The organism is Succiniclasticum sp., from assembly GCF_056977735.1.
In genome coordinates this window covers 26,722-47,053 of sequence record NZ_DBMCWA010000008.1, presented here as the reverse complement: position 1 = coordinate 47,053, position 20,332 = coordinate 26,722, and the positions used below count along the sequence as shown (strand labels likewise).

Genomic DNA, 20,332 nt, shown 5'->3' with positions numbered 1-20,332 from the left:
TATATGTACTTTTAAAATTAAAATCAATTTATTTAGAATATTCTTGTCTTAACTGTCACTGGCTCGCCACCGGCAAAGCCACCGTGGGGTGTTTTGCCGATGACGGTTACCTGTGATAACCCCCATGACAGGAGACAACATGTGATGAACCGCTAAGTGACACCGATGTTTAAACCCGGACGTAAATCCGCTGCTGTCCGTAGATTGGCATGCGCTTCCGGGTCTTGCTGCGCTTCCAGCCTTCCACTTTCTCCATCAACGCCATGATGGCGTAGGAATCGGAAGGCCGTAGGTCTGACTGGTTTTTGCAAAAACACTCGCACCAGATTTCCGCATTGGACACAGTTTCCCGCCGGACAGTCCCGGCGCCGATTGTGGGGTCATCACCGTCGTGCAGGAAAGACCTCCGGGTATACAAATCCATCTCGTTCCAGTTGGCGGGCAGAAGGGTCTCCAAGTACACTTCCACCATGCCCCGGCGCTCGTCTTCTTCCATGGCGTCTTTCTGTACTTCCATGGCCTCTCCCACCAGGTAGTCTTCCAGGTACAGCTTTTCACCCTGCTGCCAGTAATGCTTCGCCTCCGCCCAGATCTGGTCACGTTCTTCTTCCGTGAAATGGAATGATTTCTGCTGTTTGGTCTGCCGCAGTTTAACGATCCAGAAACGGCGGTTCCCCGTGATGTCCCGGAGGTACCCGCGGTCACCGTTGACGGTGGCCACCATGATGCCCTGCCGGGGATGGCTCTCCACGGTCTTGCCGTAGCTGGGACGGAACTTATCGTCGGAAGAGGGAAGAAACGATTTCACTTTTTCTATATCGGCTTTTTTCATACCGGCCAGCTCCGCTATCTCGCAAATCCAGAAACCCTGGATTTTTTCGGCGGCGGCCTTGCTGTCCATGTCGCTGAGTTGGAGGGAATCGGAATAGTACTCATCCCCCACCAGCTCCTTAAACAGAGTACTTTTACCTATCCCCTGATCGCCGTCCAAAACCAGCATGCAGTCAAACTTCACACCGGGCTGGTATACGCGCGCCACGGCGGCGGCAAAGGTCTTCCGGGTCACCGTGCGGACGTACTCTGTATCGTCCGCCTTCATGTAGCCGATAAGCAGTGTGGGGATACGGATAACGCCGTCCCATGCTGGAAGGCCGTCCAGGTATCTTTTCAGCGGATTGAACTGGCGCTCCATCACCACTCGGGAAAAAGCCACATCGTGGTTCCTGGTGGAAAAGGAAAGATAATGGATGTCCAGCTCGGACTTCAGCCCGTCGCTGTCGGAATCCAGCCAGAAGCGGGTGCCGCCCGGCCGCTCCCAGGGAACGGGGCCGGTGACCTCCACCATCCGCGCCATCTCGTTATAGCCGAAGTTGGCATAGGCAGGGTCGTTCCGCAGGATGAGCAGCAGGTTCCACACGCTGTTCTCCAGCTGCTTGTTCTTCCCATACTTCAGGTGTGTCTTCCAATCGTCCCCTTCCGCGAAATCCATGCTGGCCTCCGCCTCCCGTTCTGCGGCGATGGCCAGCTTAATTTCATCCAGGCTCATAGCGAACTCCGACATGGCTTTGAACGATTCCGCGCTTTCCGTATCAGGGAACTTGTGCGCCCGCACCAGGTCAAAGGAATTCAGGAGCTTCCCGTATGCCGGGTCGGTGGCATGGTGGCTGAACGCGAACTTCTCATCGTAAATCACAACGCCGGCGGATCCCTGCCCGCGGATGTAATCATACCTGCCTTCCATCACGCTGGGACGGTACACATCCGGCAGGAACCGCTCAATCGCATCACGGGGAGTGAATGTACGGCAGAACACGCCGACGATGCCTTTTTTGGTCAGCGGGTCCGCCTGTTTCTTCACGTTCTGCTTCATCACCGTGGTCTGGCGGGCGGATGTAGGCCAGGTAGAGATATCATGCCAGTCATCGTACATCGCCAGCATGGCATCCGGGTCCACGAGGCCGCCGTCCCAGGCTTCGAAGTAATAGTCGATGTTGGACGGCGTGGACGGCCAGAACATCAGCCGGTTGGCTTCGTAAGTGGAATCGTCAAAATAATCCATGCCCACCTGCTTTGCCAGCATCCTGGCAACCGGCTCGTATTCTTCTTCCGTGATGTCACGGGATAAGGGGTAAATCAGGCGCAGGCGGGGTTTGTCCGGCGAATATTTATGCGTACCGTAGGCACATCCTTTATAAGGAAGTTTTTCTTTTACATACGCCATGATGCCGGGCGTAGCGTAGTCCATGTCCAGCGTGACGCAGCTGCGGCACAGTACGAAACCGATGCGCCGCAACCCCTGCCTGAGATGCCCCATGACGTAACCGCCCACATCCTTGATATCATCCTGCTCGCCTTTCTTCATGGCCAGGAACTCTTCCAGGCTTTCGACGGTCTTCTGCGTGGTGGAGAGGCGCTGTGTCAACGCCTCCCACGATATCTCCCGGTTCGTCCATGACTTCGCCAGCCGGGTGTTGGCGACAGACAGCTTCAGATTTCGCATACCGTTTCCTCCTTGTCAGTCATCGACTTCGGTACACTGGTCCACCAGCGCTGCCAGGCAGAAACCCATGGCCTTCAGGATGGCGTTCAACGCGTCGTCCCCGCTGCCGGCGATGATGATGCCTACGCACTTCTTTTCATTATTGAAAATCGGCCTGAACAGCATGTCACCATTTACGCAGCCGATCTGCAGGAATGTCCTGCCGCCCGCCTTCCGGCAACCGCTTCCTTTGAATCCTGTAGTGCCGGCCTCCGCCTCCAGAATGGCATCGCCCTCCACTACATCACGCTGGAACGTTACTATTTCCACACCGTTAATCTTTCTCTCGCTTTCTTCAATCGCATACATATAATTCTTCCTCCTTCACATACTTGACCGGAATCCCGGTATTAGCGGCATGGGCGATTTCCCTCCGCATGCCTTCACTGATTGTGTCTCCGCAGGCCCAGACCTCATCGCAGAGGTCCAGGAGCCGCAGGCCGATGCCCAGCGCCAGTTCCCGCTCACTTTCTTCCGATATAAAACCCGGCAGCCACAGATGCGGCGTTATGGGTACCCTGCCCCGGTCCACGGCAAGGCGGCTGTACCGCCTTGCCATCTCCGTGTTGCGCCGGATGTCACCGGAATACGGTGAGCAGATGTAAACGACGGGTGAATCCCTGATTTTGATGTCCATAGGAAACCAGCTCCTTTCATCGTTCTGATTTCCTATGCCCACATCCGGCCATTTTTTTTAGTGAAATTAGAAAAAAATTTTCTTTTCCTTATTTAAAATAGGCAAGCCGCCCCGGAAGATTTCCGGGAGCGGCTGTTTTTGTTTGCCAATATTTTTTTAAAAAACGACTAAAAAAATCTGTCACTTGTGGGCATAGGAGTATGAAACCAAAAGAAAGGAGGAAAAACCTCATGACAAAGAAAGACAAAACGGCCTTGGTCGAGGGGCTGAAGAAGCTGTCAAAGGACTTTGCGGATCTGGCCGCAGTGCTGGAAGGCACAGACTCCAAGGCAAAGGCGCAGGAAGCGCCTGCCAAGGAACCGGCATCCGAACCTGCACCGGTACCGGAAGAGGCGCCAAAGCCTGTAACCTTTGAGGAACTCAGGGGTTACCTGGCGGAAAAAGCGCGGTCCGGTTTCCGGGCCGAAGTCAAGGTGATGCTGGCAAAGTACGGTGTTGAGAAACTTTCCGAAGTGGACGACCCCGATACCTGGGCGGTGATGATGGAGGAAGCGAGGGAGATCGGCCATGGCTAACCATGCATACCTTTCCGCTTCCGCCAGCCACCGCTGGCTGGCCTGCCCACCCAGCGCAAAGCTCTGCGCCCAGGCAGGAGACCAGACCAGTGAATACGCCATCCAGGGCAGCTGTGCGCATGAACTGGCACAGTACCAGGTGGAGAAAGCGCTGGGGCGTGAATGCCAGGATCCAACCGAGAACCTGACCTATTATGATGCGGAGATGCTGGAAGCGGCAGAAGCCTACCGGGACTTCGTCCTGGAACAGGTGGAAACGGCAAAGGCGCTGTGCAAAGACCCGTTTATCTGCGTTGAGCAGTCGCTGGACTACTCCAAATGGGTTGAACACGGCTACGGCACCGGCGACTGCGTCATCGTGGCCGACGGTGTGCTGCATGTAATCGACCTGAAGTACGGCGTCGGTATCCTGGTCAAAGCCAACCAGAATTCCCAGCTCATGTGCTACGGCCTGGGCGCGCTGGACACTTTCGGGAACCTCTACGATTTTGACCGCATCCGGCTGACAATCTTCCAGCCCCGGCGCGAGAACGTAGACACCTGGGAGACCAGCAAGGCGGAACTGCTCCGCTGGGCGGACGCAGTCCTGGCACCCATCGCAAAGCTGGCATACCGCGGCGAAGGCGAGTTCTGCGCCGGTGAACACTGCCAGTTCTGCCGGGTCAAGGCCACCTGCCGGAAACGCGCCGAGTACGCCATGGAGCTGGCAAAGTATGATTTCACCGAGCCCGCCACCCTGGACGAGGATGAGATTGCGGCCATCCTGCCGCAGATCGACACCCTGGTCTCCTGGGCGGAGGACGTGAAGTCGTGGGCATTGCAGCAGGCGCTCTCCGGCGTCCGGTATCCCGGGTTCAAGCTGGTGGAAGGCCGGAGCATCCGGAAGTACACTGATGAGACGGCAGTAGCCGAAGCCGTCATCAGGGCGGGTTTCGACCCGTATGAAAAGAAGCTGCTTGGCATTACGGCGATGCAGAGGCAGCTTGGCAAGTCAAAGTTTGATGAACTGTTAGGCGGGCTTGTAATCAAGCCCCAGGGCAAGCCGGTACTTGTACCGGCCTCAGACAAACGTGCGGAAATGAATTCCGCGGCAAACGATTTTATGGAGGAATAATATTATGGCAATGAAAAATCCGTGCAAAGTAATTACTGGAAGAAAGACTGTATTTAGTTATCTTAACGTGAACGAACCGAAGGCCCCGATGGGCGGCGGTACTCCGAAGTACAGCGTCAGCCTCTTGATCCCCAAGTCCGACAAGGCAACCTACGATAAAATCCAGGCCGCTACCAAGGCTGCCTATGAAGAAGGCCAGGGCAAGCTCCGCGGCACCGGCAAGTCCGTCCCTAAACTGGAAGACCTGAAACTGCCCTTGCGTGACGGTGATAAGAAAGATGACCCCAATTACAAGGGCTGCTGGTATATCAATGCGAATTCCACCACCAAGCCTGGTGTGGTCGATGCTGACTGCAATCCCATCCTGGACACCAGCGAACTGTATTCCGGCATTATTGGCCGCGCCAGCATTAATCTCTATGCCTTCAACAGCAACGGCAACCGCGGCATCGCCGCCGGGTTAAACAATCTTCAGAAGCTGGAAGACGGAACTCCCCTCGGTGGCCATACCCGCCCTGAAGATGATTTTGCTGATGCGGATGACGGGGACGACTTCCTGGACTAAAAGTAAAAAAGCGGCAGGCTTTGTGCCTGCCGCCCTTCGGGAGAATGGATATGATGCAAAATTTGTACATTGACATTGAAACCCGGAGCAGTGTGGATTTAAGAAAGGGAGGCGTATACAAATACGCCTCCTCTTCTGATTTTGAAATGCTGCTGTTCGGGTATGCCGCCGATGACGGCGAAGTAAAAGTAATTGATCTGGCATCCGGGGAAATCCTGCCAGACGAAGTGCTCCATGCACTGGTTTCGGATAATACAGTTAAGTGGGCGCACAATTGTGCTTTTGAACGGGTCTGTCTCTCCTGCTGGCTGCGGAAACACTACCCTGCCCTGTTCAACGGAAACTACCTTGATCCGAAGTCCTGGCGCTGCACCATGGTGCTTGCTGCCTACAACGGCCTTCCCCTCAGCCTGGAGAAAGTTGGCGCCGTGCTTGGCTTTGAGGAACAGAAGTTAAAAGAAGGCCGCGATCTCGTCCGCTACTTCTGCACGCCCAGCCGGACGGAAGGCAGGAAATGGAATCTCCCGGAACATGCGCCTGACCGCTGGGAGACCTTCAAAGCCTACAACAAACGTGACGTTGAAGTCGAACTGCAGATATTGCGCCGGCTTCAAAAATACATGGTGCCGGACAGCGTTTGGGAAGAATACCGCCTCGACCAGGAGATCAATGACCGCGGCATCATGATCGACCGCCGGCTGGTGGAACAGGCCATCCGCATCGATGAGCTCTCCAAATCCAGCCTGACTGCAGAAATGATAAAACGCACCGGGCTGGCCAATCCCAACAGTGTGGCGCAATTAAAATCCTACCTTGCACAAAACGGCATTGACGTTGACACCATCGGCAAAAAGGAAGTAGCCACGATGATAAATGTGGCGCCGGCAGATTTGGCGCGGGTTCTGTCTCTCAGGCTGCAGCTGGCCAAGAGCTCCGTAAAGAAATATACCGCGATGCAAAACGCAGTCTGCAATGATGACCGTTGCCATGGTATGTTCCAGTTTTACGGTGGAAACAGAACCGGGCGTTTTGCAGGCCGCATAGTGCAGCTGCAAAATTTACCCCAGAACCACCTGCCCGATCTGGAGCAGGCACGGGAACTGGTACGGCGGGGTGATTACGAAATGCTGTCCATGCTGTATGAGTCTGTGCCAAACGTGCTGTCAGAGCTGATCCGCACCGCCTTTATCCCCACTCCCGGCTACAAATTTGTGGTCAGTGATTTCTCCGCCATAGAAGCTCGGGTTCTTAGTTACCTGGCAGGGGAAAAGTGGCGCATGGACGTATTCCACCATGGCCGTGACATTTATTGTGAAACCGCAAGCCGTATGTTCGGCTGTATCGTAGAAAAAAATGGGCAAAACTCACACCTTCGGCAAAAAGGCAAAATCAGTGAATTGGCCCTTGGTTACGGAGGATCTGTGGGGGCGCTCAAAGCTATGGGAGCCTTGGATATGGGCCTTGCCGAAGAGGAACTGCAACCGCTGGTCAACATGTGGCGGCGCGCAAACCCGCACATTGTGCAGTATTGGTGGGACGTTGACGCCGCCGTGAAAAAAGCCGTACAGGATAAAGTCCCCTCGAAGGTCGGTTGCGTCCGTTTTGAAGCCCGGAACGGGATGCTGTTCATCCACCTGCCCAGCGGCCGGCGCCTTTCCTACGTGAAACCGCAGATTGGTGAGAACCGGTTCGGCGGTGAGTCCGTAACGTACATGGGCGTTGACGGTACCAAGCACTGGAGCAGAATCGAAAGCTACGGTCCTAAATTTGTAGAAAATATAACGCAGGCAATCAGCCGGGACATCCTCTGCTACGCCATGCTCACTCTCTCACACTGCCGTATCGTCGGCCACGTTCATGATGAGCTGATTATCGAAGTCAGCAAAGATACCCCGCTGGATACCATCACCGGGCAGATGGGTAGGACGCCTCCGTGGCTGCCGGGGCTGGAACTCCGGGCAGACGGGTTCGAGTGCATGTTTTATAAAAAGGAATAAAAAACGGGCAGCGCTTATCGCAATGATAAGCACTACCTGTAATTGTTCGTTCTCTCTATTTCCTTGGCTGTGAGCCTAAAAGGTGAAATCCCTTTGCTGCTAAAAATTCGTTGGCTTCTGCTATATCCCTATTAGGAAAAGCAGTAAAGAGAAACTTATAAGCCTGTGATTCTTCATCTGTAGGATTAAAAGCCAGCCCCGCAGCATGAAGTACTTCTTCCATTTCCGTTACGTCAAGTCCCAAGCAATATCCCATATTAACAAGAGGTCTAAACGTAAATTTATCATAATCGTTTTGTACTCTTGAATATGTCATTGCATCGAGTTCCGTTTTAAGCTGGAAAGTCGAAGAATTCCAATGGGCATCCTTCATCAAATCTTTGAGCATCTGACTTGCAGATTTGTGGTTTTTCTTTGAGCGTGCAAATTGCCGTTCAAATTCCTTGGCCTTATTATACAGTTCTGTGTTTTGGGGGTTACTGTCAAATGTTGCTTTCTCTTTAAAAACAGTATCCGAGCGGAACATAGTGTGAGTTGCAGCATCATGACCTTGGTGCTGCTCACATACAAGTTTACATGAAATATCAAGGGTACACTCATGCAGATTCGCCTTTGCGTATTCAGTCAGTGTTAAAGTCCCATCATCTCCGCAAATAACGTATTTGTCAGTTTTGAGAGTAAAATACCCATCCGCATAACAAAACGCACCTGTATCTATAGTGGCCCTTAAGAACTCGTTTTCAAGATAAAGATTAAAAGCTTCAATTTTAGATATGGGCTGCCGATGGCGGGTTGCTTTGGAATAATACTTTTTCTGCCGGTTAACTTCCGGCAGAACTGCTTTGGAATAGTAAAGTTCTATCCCTTGGTAGCCCAACTCTTTCAACCTTAACACCGCTGCTTGACGTGATACATTGAAGAAATTTGCCAATCTTTCTACTAAGACTTTAGCAATTTCCTCTCGATTTTTCCAGCCGCCTTCAAGTTTTATATCAAAAAGCAGTTGCCGGACTTTTTCTTTGGTTGCAATCCGCGGCATTAATATTTTGGGAGCGATTGTTCGCGCTTGCCATTCCATGCGTTCAATAGCAGTCCATTGACTTTGCTCTCCATCGCGCTGCAGCAATTTCTTATCACACCGGATTCCAAATTCTACTCCATTCTCGTGAGTACGCTTGTAATTGAAATAGTTCCGATGTTTATACCAATGAAAGCATTCGTGTGCGAGTGTGTTTCGTATACGTCCCTCATTGATAATGTCGGCATCAATAAACACTGTAGGTCCAGGTACACCAAGCCCGACATACTCCCCAGAATTCCAGTCATAAACATCTACAATTCCTTTAGCAAAAGTAATTGCCCCCTGAACGCTCCCATCCGGAGAAAGGCATTCCGTATTGATAATTCCCAGCGACATGTATCGCAGCGCTATCTTGTCAATCGGAATGGGCTGAGGATCAGTAATTGCATCCTCGCATTTGTATTTTCGGAGGAAGTTCTCGGCTTCCGCCTCAAAATCATTAATATACGCTAAGAACGGATTTTTCCTGATGCTCACGGAGAAGCTCCTTTCCCCATCATTCATTGGTGTTATTTTCACCACGCAGTATTCTGTATACTTCTGTCATAAATACAGCCGCAAATTTTGCGCGTACTTCTTCATTATTAAGAAGCAAGGTGTAGAAATCAACATTCTGATCGAAGCCTTCCACAAGAGCATCCTGGACACAATCATCATAAGTAAATTTGAACTCATCTATAGTATTGCTTTTTGCGCTCTTTTCCAAGCGCTCTTTAATATCTGCACTCTTAAGTAAAAGATCGCGAATCTGCATAGCCGCTTTCGTTGTAAAGTCAGGCTCGTAATCTTTATCATACAGCACATTGACTTCATCAATAATCTGGGAAAGCAGTTTCTTTTGCTGTTCCTCAATAGATGCGGGCTTCGGTTTCTTAATTTTTACTTCAGGCTTGGCGTCAATTTTTTCTTCCTTATGCTCATCAAGTTTCTTTTGCCGGAAATCGCTAACAGTAATTTTGTCGGCGATATCAAAATTATTACCGCCGCCACCGGGATTAAGTTCCTTCACCAGATAAGTTAGGAAGTTATAACGCTTATGAAGTTCAATATTTTCATATGCAGTTGCCTGGATTAGGAAACAGTAGCCTTTTAAGAAACTCTTTATATCCTTTTTGATTTCCATCTGCTCCTTTTCCGGCCGGCGTGTAATATTTTTCAAGGCTTTATCAAGTAAGAGCCACATGCGTTGTTTATCACGGATAGAACGCGTCTCTTGATACAAATAGCCATTAAACTCTACAACATCATCATAATCAAGGAATTCGTGTTCTTCAATAACTCGATCCATATCCCGAATGTCCGAAGGAACGAGGGTTTCAAACAGAATAGTTTCTTTGTAATAGGGTTCAAATGCAGCCTTTATATCGTCATAACTGTTTTTGAAATCGAGAATAAAGGTAGTCTTATCATAAGGCGGACAGACGCGGTTAAGCCGCGACAGTGTCTGTACTGCGGCAACACCTCTCAAACGCTTATCGACATACATTGCCACCAGTTTTGGCTGGTCAAACCCAGTTTGGTATTTATCAGCTACAATTAGAACCTGATAACAACTTCGATCAAATTCATAACGTAAATCTTCTTCTTTGATTCCGCCATTCATTTTGACTTCAGTATACTCCTCACCATCTTTTGTCAATTTTACTTTGCCAGAGAACGCGACAAGAGCTCTTATTCCCGTATAACCTTTTGCGCCAATATAGTCATCAAAAGCCTGACGGTACTTTACAGCCGCAGGCCGGGATGATGTGATTACCATCGCCTTTGCTTTGCCACCAAGACAACCTGCAACATTTGCACGGAAGTGTTCAATAATAATCTCAGCCTTCTGGGCAATATTGGTATCATGCAAGTCTATGTAACGGGCCATTTTCCTTTTGGCCGCTATAGATTTGAGTTCCGGGTCATCCTGGATAGCCTTATTAATATGGCAATAGGTTTTCCAGGTTACATAGTTATCCAACACATTAAGAATGTACTTTTCCTCAATTGCCTGCTTCATAGCATATAAATCAAAGGACTCTTTGTGTCCCTGTGCATTGAGAGTACCAAAAAGCTGTAAGGTTTCTGGTTTAGGAGTAGCAGTAAATGCTATCATAGATACATTAGGTTGTTTTCCGCTTTTTCTGATTTCTTCCAAAATATGATCTTCTTCAGTCTTCTGATCGTCTTCACTCCCCTCTTCAGCAACTTCTACAGTGCCGAGGACATTTGTGACAGAACGCATATAGGTACCTTCTGTAGATGAATGTGCTTCATCAATAAGAACAGCAAACTTTTTATTATCCAGATTACGCAAAAGATCGTTATTTAAAATATAGTAAAACTTATGGATTGTTGTAACGATAATTTTGGTGTTGCCAGACAGAGCAATAGCAAGGTCTTCTGAATCGCATTGGTCATCCATAACTTTGACCTGGCCGCTCTTATGTTGGATACCGAGAATAGCTTCCTGTAACTGACGGTCAACGACAATACGGTCGGTAATTACCAGAATGTTATCAAAAATATTAATATTTTGGTCATCGTGTATGGTCGAAAGAATATGGGCAAGCCAGGAAATGGTTTCTGTTTTACCACTACCAGCAGAATGTTCGATTAGATAATTGCAGCTCGTGTGGTTTTTGATAACATCATTCATCACACGCTCCACGGCGCGCAATTGATGGAAGCGAGGGAATATGAGCTCTTTACTTTTAATCTCTCTTCCGGTATCAGCATCCCGGCGGCTCTTCTTTTTAATATAAATAAAGCGTTCAAGCAGGAATAGAACCTGATCCTTCTTCCAGATTTTTTCCCACATGTAGGATACACGTATACCTGTGTCTATATTTACAGGATTACCTTTGCCATTATCGACACCGATATTAAACGGATTAAAGAAAGTATCCCTGCGCTTCAGTTCAGTAGTGAAATAGACCTCCTGGAGATCCATGGCAAAAGCGGCCAGAACACCAACCTTCGCTTTAAAAAGGCGCGTGTTGGGGTCACGTTCGTTCTTATACTGATTAATCGCATCATCATAATTCTGACCAGCCGTATTACACTTCAACTCAACTGCAAATAGAGCTAACCCATTTAGGAAAAGGACAAGGTCAACACGTTCATCTGCTTTATGGCATACTTCTTCCATGACCGTGAAAATATTTTTCTTATAATTTTCCACGGCCTCGGTATTAATAGTGCTGTCAGGCTTTCGGTACATAAGTTTAAGAGTAGCACCATTATCAAACTCTACACCGTTTTTTATGACATCAATTAGTCCGCGGCTTTCCTTATTGATTTCATTGTTTATGGTGTTGATGACGGTTTCCTCAGTACGTTCATTGTACATGCGACGGAGTTGTTCCATTGTCCTGTACTGGGTGCTTTCCAGAAATTCTATGAGTATTTCCGTATCCATGGCGAGACCAGCGCGATAAACAGTGTTAGGTCTCTCACGATACTTATTATCCTGCACCAACCGCTCAATAATTAACCGCTGATAGTCTTTCTTTTCCTGAAGTTGGTCTGCTCTGATCGGCATCCTACCTTACCTCCCTTATGCGCTTTTTGCCTGTCACGTATTCATATATAAAAGATTGCTTTTGGCGCTTAACAATATCAATCTGGTCCTTCTTAGCCTTAATTACCACATCTACCTTTTCGCATAATCTATCAAGCATTTCAGCTAAATGCTTTTGTAGAGTAACATCTGGAATAAACCATAGATGCACCGCTTCAACATTTTTTCTATCTAAAGTCGGAACCGCTGAGCCATTTGCCAATTCTTTAATATCAATAGTTGATAGAACATAAAACAAATACCGCATGTTATTGGCTTTGGCATTTTTCACATAGATAGAAGTATTGTGAGCCCAAAAATCATTATCAATATAATTAAGCTCTCCAACGCTTCCACTTCGCCCTATTGTAATACATGGAGCTTCTGTAGTTTTTCTATTGTGAAATCCTATTATTCCGTTCGAGCCGTATACCGGAATATTGCCGTCTATAAAATCTTCTTGTGGCAGATCTTGCCCACGTTGGAGTGTCATTAAATCTTTGATTCGTCCGTATTTACAATTATTTGAATTTTTTGTAATTGCCTCATATATAACTGATTTTTTGTATTTTTCTAATAGTGATATCTGTTCTTCAAGATCTTTCGCTATTACATCCAGTTTGGCGCATTCATTGTCCAGCAAATCCGCAACTTTCTCTTGTTCATCATACTTAGGAAAAGCATAAATAAACTCTGCAAAATCTCCTTGATACAGATGAATGATAGTGCTGTTACCGGCATTTCTAAAATTGAACCAATTCCAAAACACTTCTGACTGTAATACCCAATATAGAAAACGCCTACTGTAGCCTTCAATAGGCAAGATACGCAGCACACCACTATTTAGAGATGTCTCTCCTGGTAAATCAGAAACGATTGCCACTTTGCCAACAGTACCATCTTTAGTTATAAGCAAATCACCGTTTTGTATTTGAATATCCTTGGCTTCCTCCCAGCGTTTCATAGGAACATGCTCACACTGTTCCCAGTTTATACGGCCATTCAGAAAGTCGACACCTGTTATAAGAAAAGCTCCTTCGTCTTGATACTCTTCTGACGTTAAACCCTGCCAACCGATACGACCTTTAAGGTTAGCCATGTATTTAACTCGTTTGATATTCCAATCAACAGGAATTTCACCTATCCAACGGATACCTGTTTGTTTCATTCCGTCCATCATTCCGCACCTTTCTGTAAAGCAGCAATCTTTTTGGTCAGAGATTTCTCCAATTCCATAAACTGTGCCAATAGTGCGTCTGCGCTTTCCGGCTCATGATATTCATAAAAATACCGGGTAAACGGGAATTCCGCTCCGAGCTTTTCTTTATTAGTAGAACTGTCTGCTTTCTTCGGATCATATTCGTACCGATAAATTGCATCAGGAACATGCGGATAAACCTCTGCGTCCATGTAGGCTTTTACATCTTGATTAAGTCGAATAATCTCAGTATCTTTGGTCGTTGAATCAATTAAAATGTTACCTTTGCGATCCTTTTGTATAACAGCATTCTTGTCAATTACAGTCATAGCCATAGCTATTCCTGTTAGCCGAGATGCGGAATAGCCCTCGACTTCAGAAAGGATGGTTTTCAGCTTGTTCTCAAACTTACCATAGTCCATAAAAACTTCATCAGATTCATGCTTCTTCAGTTCTTTGATAACGGCAATAGTGAATTCACGTCCACGGAGCATCTTCTGATACTGTTTTTCAGCTTTACCGTCACGTGGATTGGTCTGCTCCAGTTCCTCAAATGTACCCTCACTAAAAATGTTTGAATTGGCCGTGAAAAAGGCGCTTGTACGAAGTTTTTCAATGGCTTCTGCATTGATAACACCACGGCGCTGTAGCGGCTGATAAACAGCCCACTCTTTATACAGGAACTCATCACGATCAAAAATACGACTCTCGATTTTACAGTTATGTTTTCGTTTCTCGTTCCACTGGGTACGGGTTTCTTCCCTAAAGTCAGAATATACCTCAGTAATCAGCCTCATCTGATTTCGATCAATCTCCCTGCGCTTTTTACCAAGTGACCGTTTTATCGGCGTCCACACATCGGTAGCGTTAATGAGCTGAACTTTGTTCTTGCGCTCCTGCGCCTTGTTCTTCGAAATGATAAAAGCATATATAGCAATATCGGTATTATAAAAGAGCTGAGACGGCAGGCCGATTATAGCCTCAACATAATCATTTTCCAGCAACCAGCGCCTAATCTGGCTTTCACCACTTGTGGTATTGCCGGAAAATAGCGGAGAACCATTTGTAATTATGGCAGCACGACCAACATCCTTCTTAAGTTTGCTTACAGCATGTTGCATAAAGAGCAATTGCATATCACCTGTTGCAGGAAGCCCGGCCGGAAAGCGACCATTTTTCTTTTTGTGCTCATCACGAACCGCTTTCTCCACACCATCACCTGCGTCTTTACCACCCCAAGGTTGACCAAACGGCGGATTTGCAATTACAAATCGCATATCCGTTTTCTCAAAGCAGTCTGTCTTCATGGTATCTGCAAATCGTATATTTTCTGCCGCCTGATTCTTGATGAGCATATCCGCAAGGCAGATAGCATGGGATTCAGGATTGTTCTCCTGACCGAAAAGACGTACCTTAGCATCGGGATTCATACGCATAATGAAATCATGGCAGCAGGAAAGCATGCCACCGGAGCCGCAGGCCATATCCAATACGGTAATTTCCTTACCTTCAAGAAAAACATCATTGCATCCTTCAGCAAGCAGAATACTTGTCAGAAGCCGGATTACCTCACGTGGGGTATAATGGTCACCTGCATCAGCATTCTCAGAATATCTGCGGATGATGTCCTCGAACATATAGCCCATTTTCACATTATCCACTGTTTCGGGGTTTAAATCCAATTCCGAAAACTTCTTTACCACACCTAACAAACGATTATGCTTATCAAGTGTCTTGATTTCTTCTTTGAATTTCAGCTCTTCAAAAATTGACTGCACATTCGCCGAAAATGATTCAATATAGAAAGTCAGGTTATCTACAATAGCAGGAGCCTCGGTAAGCAGGTTAGCCAACGTAAATTCGCATTTGTTGTAAAAAGGATATCCCGACTTCTTTACCAAAACTTGATCCGGTGCCTTCGGGTTTTTCTTTAATTCGGCCAGAACCTTCTCACGACTGGTCTTCCCCTTCGTATCTTTAACATCAAGAGCACATTCCAGCCTACGCAGGATAATCATTGGAATAATGACATCCTTATATCTTTCTGCCCGGTATGGACCACGTAATGTATTTGCTATAGACAGAACCATTGCTATTTCTTTTGAGGCATCAATTGCTTGGTCATCCATCATCACCTGGGTGATTCTATTTCCAGCCATTATATCATCATACCCCCTGTTCAAAATTCGTTGATATCAATTCCTGCTTTGAGCAGTCTCTCATACCTATCGTTTGACATGAGGATTGCTAAAGGCTTTCCATTTTTTAATATAAACCCCGTTTTATCTTCTTCAGAAACCGCAGTAACAATTTTTGAAGCCTGTCCGCGCAAAAAATCCGACATATTATAGTGTTCCATTGGATTAATGCTTTTTTTATTTTCAGTCATCGGTATTCCTCCTCAAAAACAGTTCGTGGTATGTATTATTATTTTATCAAATTGTAATTACTATTTCAATTAATATTGTAATAGTAATTTTAGTTACATTTGAGTTTCTCCAAATTATTTAAAATTTTACTAACTCAGTGAGTTATAGGCTCCCTGCATAGAACCTGATTTTATGTTTCGTCTTTGTACAAAAATAGCATAAAATCAGGCTTTTTTATAACTTGCTGAGATTCAGGGTTTTAGCATCACTTGGTGTATAACAGTAGACAGAAGCAAACAACAAGTGCGCTTCTATCGTAACATCACTCACGGCGGCGCGGCGGTTCCGGAGCCAAAGCGCACAAGGCCGACGCGAGTGATCCAACCTAATAAAAGCCAGCAAACTTGTGCGGCTGGCCATTCCAGCATGAACGGAGTGGCCAAAATGAGAAAAACGTATATCGCCAAAGGGGTTCGCTCCGTTCTGCATAGTCAGAAAGGAGCCAACCTAAATGGCAAAAATCGAAAAGGCTGCGCCTGAAGCCCAATTCAGGCACTACACGAGCATCGGAAGCAATGGAGAAATCCTGTACGCCTGCCCGATGGAAATCAAAACCCAGGCTGACTTGAATAATTATAGGGTCGGCTGGGATGCCTGCCGGACGCTGAACTTCCACGGCAGCGAAAAAGTAACGGTTTACTTTTTGATGGTGGATAGCCGCGAGCTCGCCGAGTACCAGTGGAGCTACCTTGATTCCCAGCATCGCCGCGGTTATAGGAACAACCGCTGCTGGATTCCCGGGAAGCAGAAAGAATGGGTACGGTGCCCCGATACCAACTCCTGTGCGTGTTGCCCCTTCAAGGACCAGCGCAAGCCGCCCTTCATCAGCTGGGACCAGTTACTCGCTTCCGGTTACGAGCCGGAAGCAACGACCCCCGCAGAAGAGCAGGCCATCGCCAAGACAGTTTGGAATGAACTCCGCACCTTGATGGATGCCGAAGACATCCGTATCGCCAAGGCCTTTATGATGCGGCATTTCGGATATAAAGGCAACGAAATTGCGGCCGCACTTGGCATTTCCTCGTCGCGCGTAAGCAATCTGATTGCCCGCGCCCATGAAATTGCCAAAGCCTACAAAGAAAAACAAGACAGTTAAAACAGGAAAAGGCGGTAACGGGACTCCACATCCCGGTACCGTCTTTTTACTATTCCATAATTTAACTTACCTCTGGATGCTGATCCTAACTTCTATGCCTGCCAGAATTCCTGGCTTAACACATCCACGCATGTCAGCTTTCCGCCGGGCATGTATGCGCCGGTATCGCACATAATGATATTGTTCGGCAGGAACAGTGGTTTCGCAAACCTTGCCCGTTTCTTCACCTTCTGTACCGGGGTATGGCCGACCACAATGGTTTCCACGCCCTTGTACTGTTCCCACCATTGCTGCCGCCTCCACAGCATGTCAAACTCCGTCTGCGCTGGCAACGGCACATCGGGGTCTACCCCGGCATGGCAGAAAAAGAATTCCTGGTACCGGAACATGATTGGCAGGTTTGTCGCCCATTCGACCAGTTCTTCCCGTTTATCTTTGTCCAGCCCGTTCAGCTGTTGCAAGGTTTCAAACCCGCCGTTCTCCAGCCAAGAATCCGCATAATCAGCAATCAATGTATTATAGCTGCTGCGCTTCTGCATGAGGTAGGATGACATCATTACCTCATGGTTACCCAGCAGGCATATCACGGAATCCGGGAACGAATGCTGCAAATCATAAACATACTGCAGGCACTGGGCGGAATCCGGCCCCCGGTCAATATAGTCACCAAGGAATACCAGCAAATCTTCCTCCGGGTCAAACTGGACTTTTTCCATCAGTGTTATTAATTTTTCATGCATACCGTGGATATCGCCTACGGCGAGTACACGGGAATAACCGAATAGGTTTTTCATGTTATTTAGGTTCTGGAATATCTGTCAACAATTCAAATACCTTGCCATCTTCAAGCTCAATTTTATACACTTTAAACTGTTGCTTAAAAGAATTAATACCTTGTTTTATTATTTTATCTTCATTTGGAATAAATGGATTCAGAGTACCTACAGAATAAAATGTAAACCTATATACTTTTTCTGGCGCATATCCTTTGTGTTCATATATAGCTAACAATTTATCATGGGTCACTCTTGTTCCATAGAATTCTTTTCCTTTGTCATCACAAATTAAAAACACTCCATAAAGATTTCTGATTTTCTTTTCTGCCTGTGCCAATTTAAACCTAACGGTATATTTTAAACGATATATAGGAAAAAACGAGTTTTCGTTAATCGTTTCTGCCTCAGCACCAACAATCTGTATTAATTTGTCAATTTGTTCCTGTATAGGTTTATTTAGCGCATTTAATTTTTCCACAATTGCCTTTTCTCGTTCTTCTAAATACTCGGTCAAATTTGCAGCTTCGACTACCTTCCATTCTCCGTTTTCCAACTCTCTCATTTTAAGCTTTACAACAAAATCTTTATCAACCCGTTTGTCATAAACTTTTGTTGTAACCACAGCAATCTTCCCGTCTTTTTGCGTGTTTTCAACACCTTTAAACTGAATATAGGAAATGCCGGCATTTTTATTTAAATTGTTTGCTACTTCTTTCCCATCAGGCTGATTGGTTTTTGCAGGCGCAGCTTTCTGACCGGGGATCTCAAAATCGCCGGTTTCAACATATTTCTTGGTCTGATTAATTAGCTCATCTACTGCCGTTTTCTTCAGCATTCCAATCAAACCCATGACAAGTTGATTATTTTCATAACCACTATTAGTCAAGTTCTTCTGAACAACTTCATCAAAAGCACGATTATACAATGATTCAGTATCAACATGTCTCTCAAATTTTACAAGGTCGTGTTTTTCAATAGCTTCTCTAATCAAATTCAGAGAATACGCTGGCGTCTTAACCCAGTATAAAAAATAAAACAACAAACCAATAACAGCTAAAACAACTATCCCAGCAATTATATATAATCTGCTTTTATTATTTTTTTCTACAACATTTGCGTCACTCATAAATAAACCCTCCTTCCAAGATTCCTTTTCAAGTTCAGCTTGGGTATTCTTTACCGTCTGTATTATCTAATCTAATTATACCACATCCCGAGTCCAAAAATCCCCTCCGTCAAACCCTGCACGGCGTCTACGTTTCAGCGATTTATGTTTTCCCACTCCGCTCCCTGTCTGGGTTTCAGAAATACAAATCAATGCAACCCCACTCCGAAAATGACCAATCCCCCACCGGCAGCAGACTGGCTATCAGCCTGATCAGCCACTGCAGCATGATTTCTACCAGGCAATCTCTCCCCGTCCTCTTTTGCCTTACAACATATGTATCGTAAACGCTTTTATGCCGTCCTGGAAGCCGTTTCTCGACGATATGGTACTCCTGACCATACCCATCCATTAAAACCCTTTCAGAAGTCATTTTACGCATTCGGCGCCGGCGTTTGCTTTTCATGTTCATCGCCCTCCCTGATAACCATATTTCGGAATTCTCGTTCTCAATATGGTAATCCGGCAAAAAATGAAAAAGCGGAACCTTTTTTATAAAATTTTTTCAAAAAAAAAGCCCTTCACAGCTCGGCGGTCCTGCTTCCAATGCAGGGGCTGCCATGAAAGGCTTTTTTAGGTACTTCTCCCGGTCGTTTCCGGGTTATTGACCCGGGCGTAAAGGAGCAAGCACCTATTGAAGCAGATGCCACGATGCACAATGTGCCCCGCCGGCCCAACGTCCGAAACGACTCTGCTATAATTTATTATAAATCATAAAGTTTAAAAATACAAATCAAATTAAAAATAGAACCTGCCGTGTACCGGGCGCAAATGTAAAGATTTTGCATTAATTTAATCTTTCGGTTATAATAATTTTAGAATCTGCCATTGGGTACGAAGTCGGAACAAGTTTCTTGTTACACGCGTCGTACGACTCCATGGCAGTTTCGTTATTTTTGCAAAAGCGTTTTACATCTTAAAATGACTTATAAGAAGCGATGCCTCGTGTCTGTACCACCTTTTAAGGAGGGGGCCACGATATGAGTCGCTTTTTTTCTCGCAAAAAATAAGCGATTCCATCAAGGCGCAACGTCTAGAAGCAAAGCATCCAAACACATGCAAGGAATCGCTTATTGGGTAAAAAGTACGTTCACAACCGCTATTAACGGCGTACTTAACAACTTGCCGGCATAATATCAACAAAAGAGCGTTTATGCAATAAAACAAAAACATCACCACTGGCAAATAACGTGTCTGCCAATGGTGATGTAGTCGCACTTTTGATGTCGCGGCGTACCCGGATATCTTCATAGACACTTCTGAATCCTCCGGCGCTCTCAACATCATGTCCACGCAGGCGACTGATGCAAAATCCCCAGCCTCTACGTCCAAAACGGATCCTGCCCCGACATGCTGATAAAAGAACTCCCAGACGTTGGGAGTTGAGCCAAAAAGCAACAAAACCGGATTCTGGGTAGCTTCTTTTACTATGATAATTATAGCAAAAACTGAAAAACACTTCAATAAAAAACTCTTCACAGCTCGCCACACCGGAGATCGAGTCCGGGGGTGCCATGAAGAGTTTAACACCACCACTGTCGATTAAGCGCACCTGGCAGTAGTGATGTTGCAGCATCATCTTTTAATGGGAGCGCAACCCCATTACCCGTCTCCGG

Annotated in this window: 17 protein-coding genes; 5 read left to right on the top strand and 12 right to left on the bottom strand. The window is 46.6% G+C overall.

Annotated features, from left to right (window positions below):
* Positions 1–169: 169 nt before the first annotated feature.
* From ACZOWY_RS05920 to ACZOWY_RS05910, 3 genes are read right to left on the bottom strand one after another with little or no spacing between them, the layout of a single operon-like run.
* Complete coding sequence (locus ACZOWY_RS05920) at positions 170–2,500, bottom strand: virulence-associated E family protein (RefSeq protein WP_484393751.1); 2,331 nt, start codon at positions 2,498–2,500, stop codon at positions 170–172.
* A gap of 15 nt (positions 2,501–2,515) precedes the next feature.
* A complete protein-coding gene (locus tag ACZOWY_RS05915) occupies positions 2,516–2,848 on the bottom strand; it encodes a hypothetical protein (RefSeq protein WP_484393750.1) in 333 nt (110 codons plus the stop codon).
* Positions 2,835–3,176, bottom strand: coding sequence for a DUF7768 domain-containing protein (locus ACZOWY_RS05910; RefSeq protein WP_484393749.1), 342 nt, complete (start codon positions 3,174–3,176; stop codon positions 2,835–2,837). The genes ACZOWY_RS05915 and ACZOWY_RS05910 overlap by 14 nt, the downstream gene beginning before the upstream one ends.
* A 230-nt stretch (positions 3,177–3,406) precedes the next feature.
* Between ACZOWY_RS05910 and ACZOWY_RS05905 the strand changes: the two genes are divergently transcribed.
* The 4 genes from ACZOWY_RS05905 to ACZOWY_RS05890 are packed head-to-tail and all read left to right on the top strand — an operon-like array spanning position 3,407 to position 7,427.
* Positions 3,407–3,751, top strand: a complete 345-nt coding sequence (locus tag ACZOWY_RS05905; protein WP_484393748.1) for an rRNA biogenesis protein rrp5 — start codon at positions 3,407–3,409, stop codon at positions 3,749–3,751.
* Positions 3,744–4,865 (top strand): DUF2800 domain-containing protein, encoded by a 1,122-nt coding sequence (locus ACZOWY_RS05900; RefSeq protein WP_484393747.1) that lies wholly within the window; start codon positions 3,744–3,746, stop codon positions 4,863–4,865. Before ACZOWY_RS05905 ends, ACZOWY_RS05900 begins: the two co-directional genes overlap by 8 nt.
* Before the next feature lie 4 nt (positions 4,866–4,869).
* Entirely contained in the window at positions 4,870–5,430 is a 561-nt protein-coding gene (locus ACZOWY_RS05895) for a DUF2815 family protein (protein ID WP_484393746.1), read from the top strand.
* A 53-nt stretch (positions 5,431–5,483) separates the two neighbouring features.
* Positions 5,484–7,427, top strand: coding sequence for a DNA polymerase (locus ACZOWY_RS05890; RefSeq protein WP_484393811.1), 1,944 nt, complete (start codon positions 5,484–5,486; stop codon positions 7,425–7,427).
* A gap of 55 nt (positions 7,428–7,482) precedes the next feature.
* Here ACZOWY_RS05890 and ACZOWY_RS05885 read toward each other — a convergent pair whose 3' ends face one another.
* The 5 genes from ACZOWY_RS05885 to ACZOWY_RS05865 are packed head-to-tail and all read right to left on the bottom strand — an operon-like array spanning position 7,483 to position 15,639.
* Complete coding sequence (locus ACZOWY_RS05885) at positions 7,483–8,985, bottom strand: ImmA/IrrE family metallo-endopeptidase (RefSeq protein ID WP_484393745.1); 1,503 nt, start codon at positions 8,983–8,985, stop codon at positions 7,483–7,485.
* A 19-nt stretch (positions 8,986–9,004) separates the two neighbouring features.
* Positions 9,005–12,034: a type I restriction endonuclease subunit R gene (locus ACZOWY_RS05880; protein WP_484393744.1), complete on the bottom strand. Its 3,030-nt coding sequence runs from the start codon at positions 12,032–12,034 to the stop codon at positions 9,005–9,007.
* Between the two features lies 1 nt (position 12,035).
* Positions 12,036–13,232, bottom strand: a complete 1,197-nt coding sequence (locus tag ACZOWY_RS05875; RefSeq protein ID WP_484393743.1) for a restriction endonuclease subunit S — start codon at positions 13,230–13,232, stop codon at positions 12,036–12,038.
* Complete coding sequence (locus ACZOWY_RS05870) at positions 13,229–15,409, bottom strand: type I restriction-modification system subunit M (RefSeq protein ID WP_484393742.1); 2,181 nt, start codon at positions 15,407–15,409, stop codon at positions 13,229–13,231. The genes ACZOWY_RS05875 and ACZOWY_RS05870 overlap by 4 nt, the downstream gene beginning before the upstream one ends.
* 20 nt (positions 15,410–15,429) lie before the next feature.
* Positions 15,430–15,639, bottom strand: a complete 210-nt coding sequence (locus tag ACZOWY_RS05865) for a type II toxin-antitoxin system Phd/YefM family antitoxin (RefSeq protein ID WP_484393741.1) — start codon at positions 15,637–15,639, stop codon at positions 15,430–15,432.
* Between the two features lie 491 nt (positions 15,640–16,130).
* On the opposite strand from ACZOWY_RS05865, the gene ACZOWY_RS05860 reads away from it, so the two are divergent.
* On the top strand, positions 16,131–16,775 hold the full coding sequence (locus tag ACZOWY_RS05860; RefSeq protein ID WP_484393740.1) for a hypothetical protein: 645 nt from the start codon (positions 16,131–16,133) through the stop codon (positions 16,773–16,775).
* A 92-nt stretch (positions 16,776–16,867) separates the two neighbouring features.
* Here ACZOWY_RS05860 and ACZOWY_RS05855 read toward each other — a convergent pair whose 3' ends face one another.
* The 4 genes from ACZOWY_RS05855 to ACZOWY_RS05840 all read right to left on the bottom strand — a co-directional run bounded on the left by ACZOWY_RS05855 (position 16,868) and on the right by ACZOWY_RS05840 (position 20,295).
* Positions 16,868–17,569, bottom strand: coding sequence for a metallophosphoesterase family protein (locus tag ACZOWY_RS05855; protein WP_484393739.1), 702 nt, complete (start codon positions 17,567–17,569; stop codon positions 16,868–16,870).
* Position 17,570: 1 nt separating this feature from the next.
* Positions 17,571–18,677, bottom strand: coding sequence for a hypothetical protein (locus ACZOWY_RS05850; RefSeq protein WP_484393738.1), 1,107 nt, complete (start codon positions 18,675–18,677; stop codon positions 17,571–17,573).
* Positions 18,678–18,852: 175 nt separating this feature from the next.
* Positions 18,853–19,122 carry a hypothetical protein gene (locus ACZOWY_RS05845; RefSeq protein ID WP_484393737.1) on the bottom strand — a complete coding sequence of 90 codons (270 nt, stop codon included), beginning with the start codon at positions 19,120–19,122 and terminating at the stop codon, positions 18,853–18,855.
* A gap of 708 nt (positions 19,123–19,830) precedes the next feature.
* Entirely contained in the window at positions 19,831–20,295 is a 465-nt protein-coding gene (locus tag ACZOWY_RS05840; protein WP_484393736.1) for a hypothetical protein, read from the bottom strand.
* Positions 20,296–20,332: the final 37 nt, after the last annotated feature.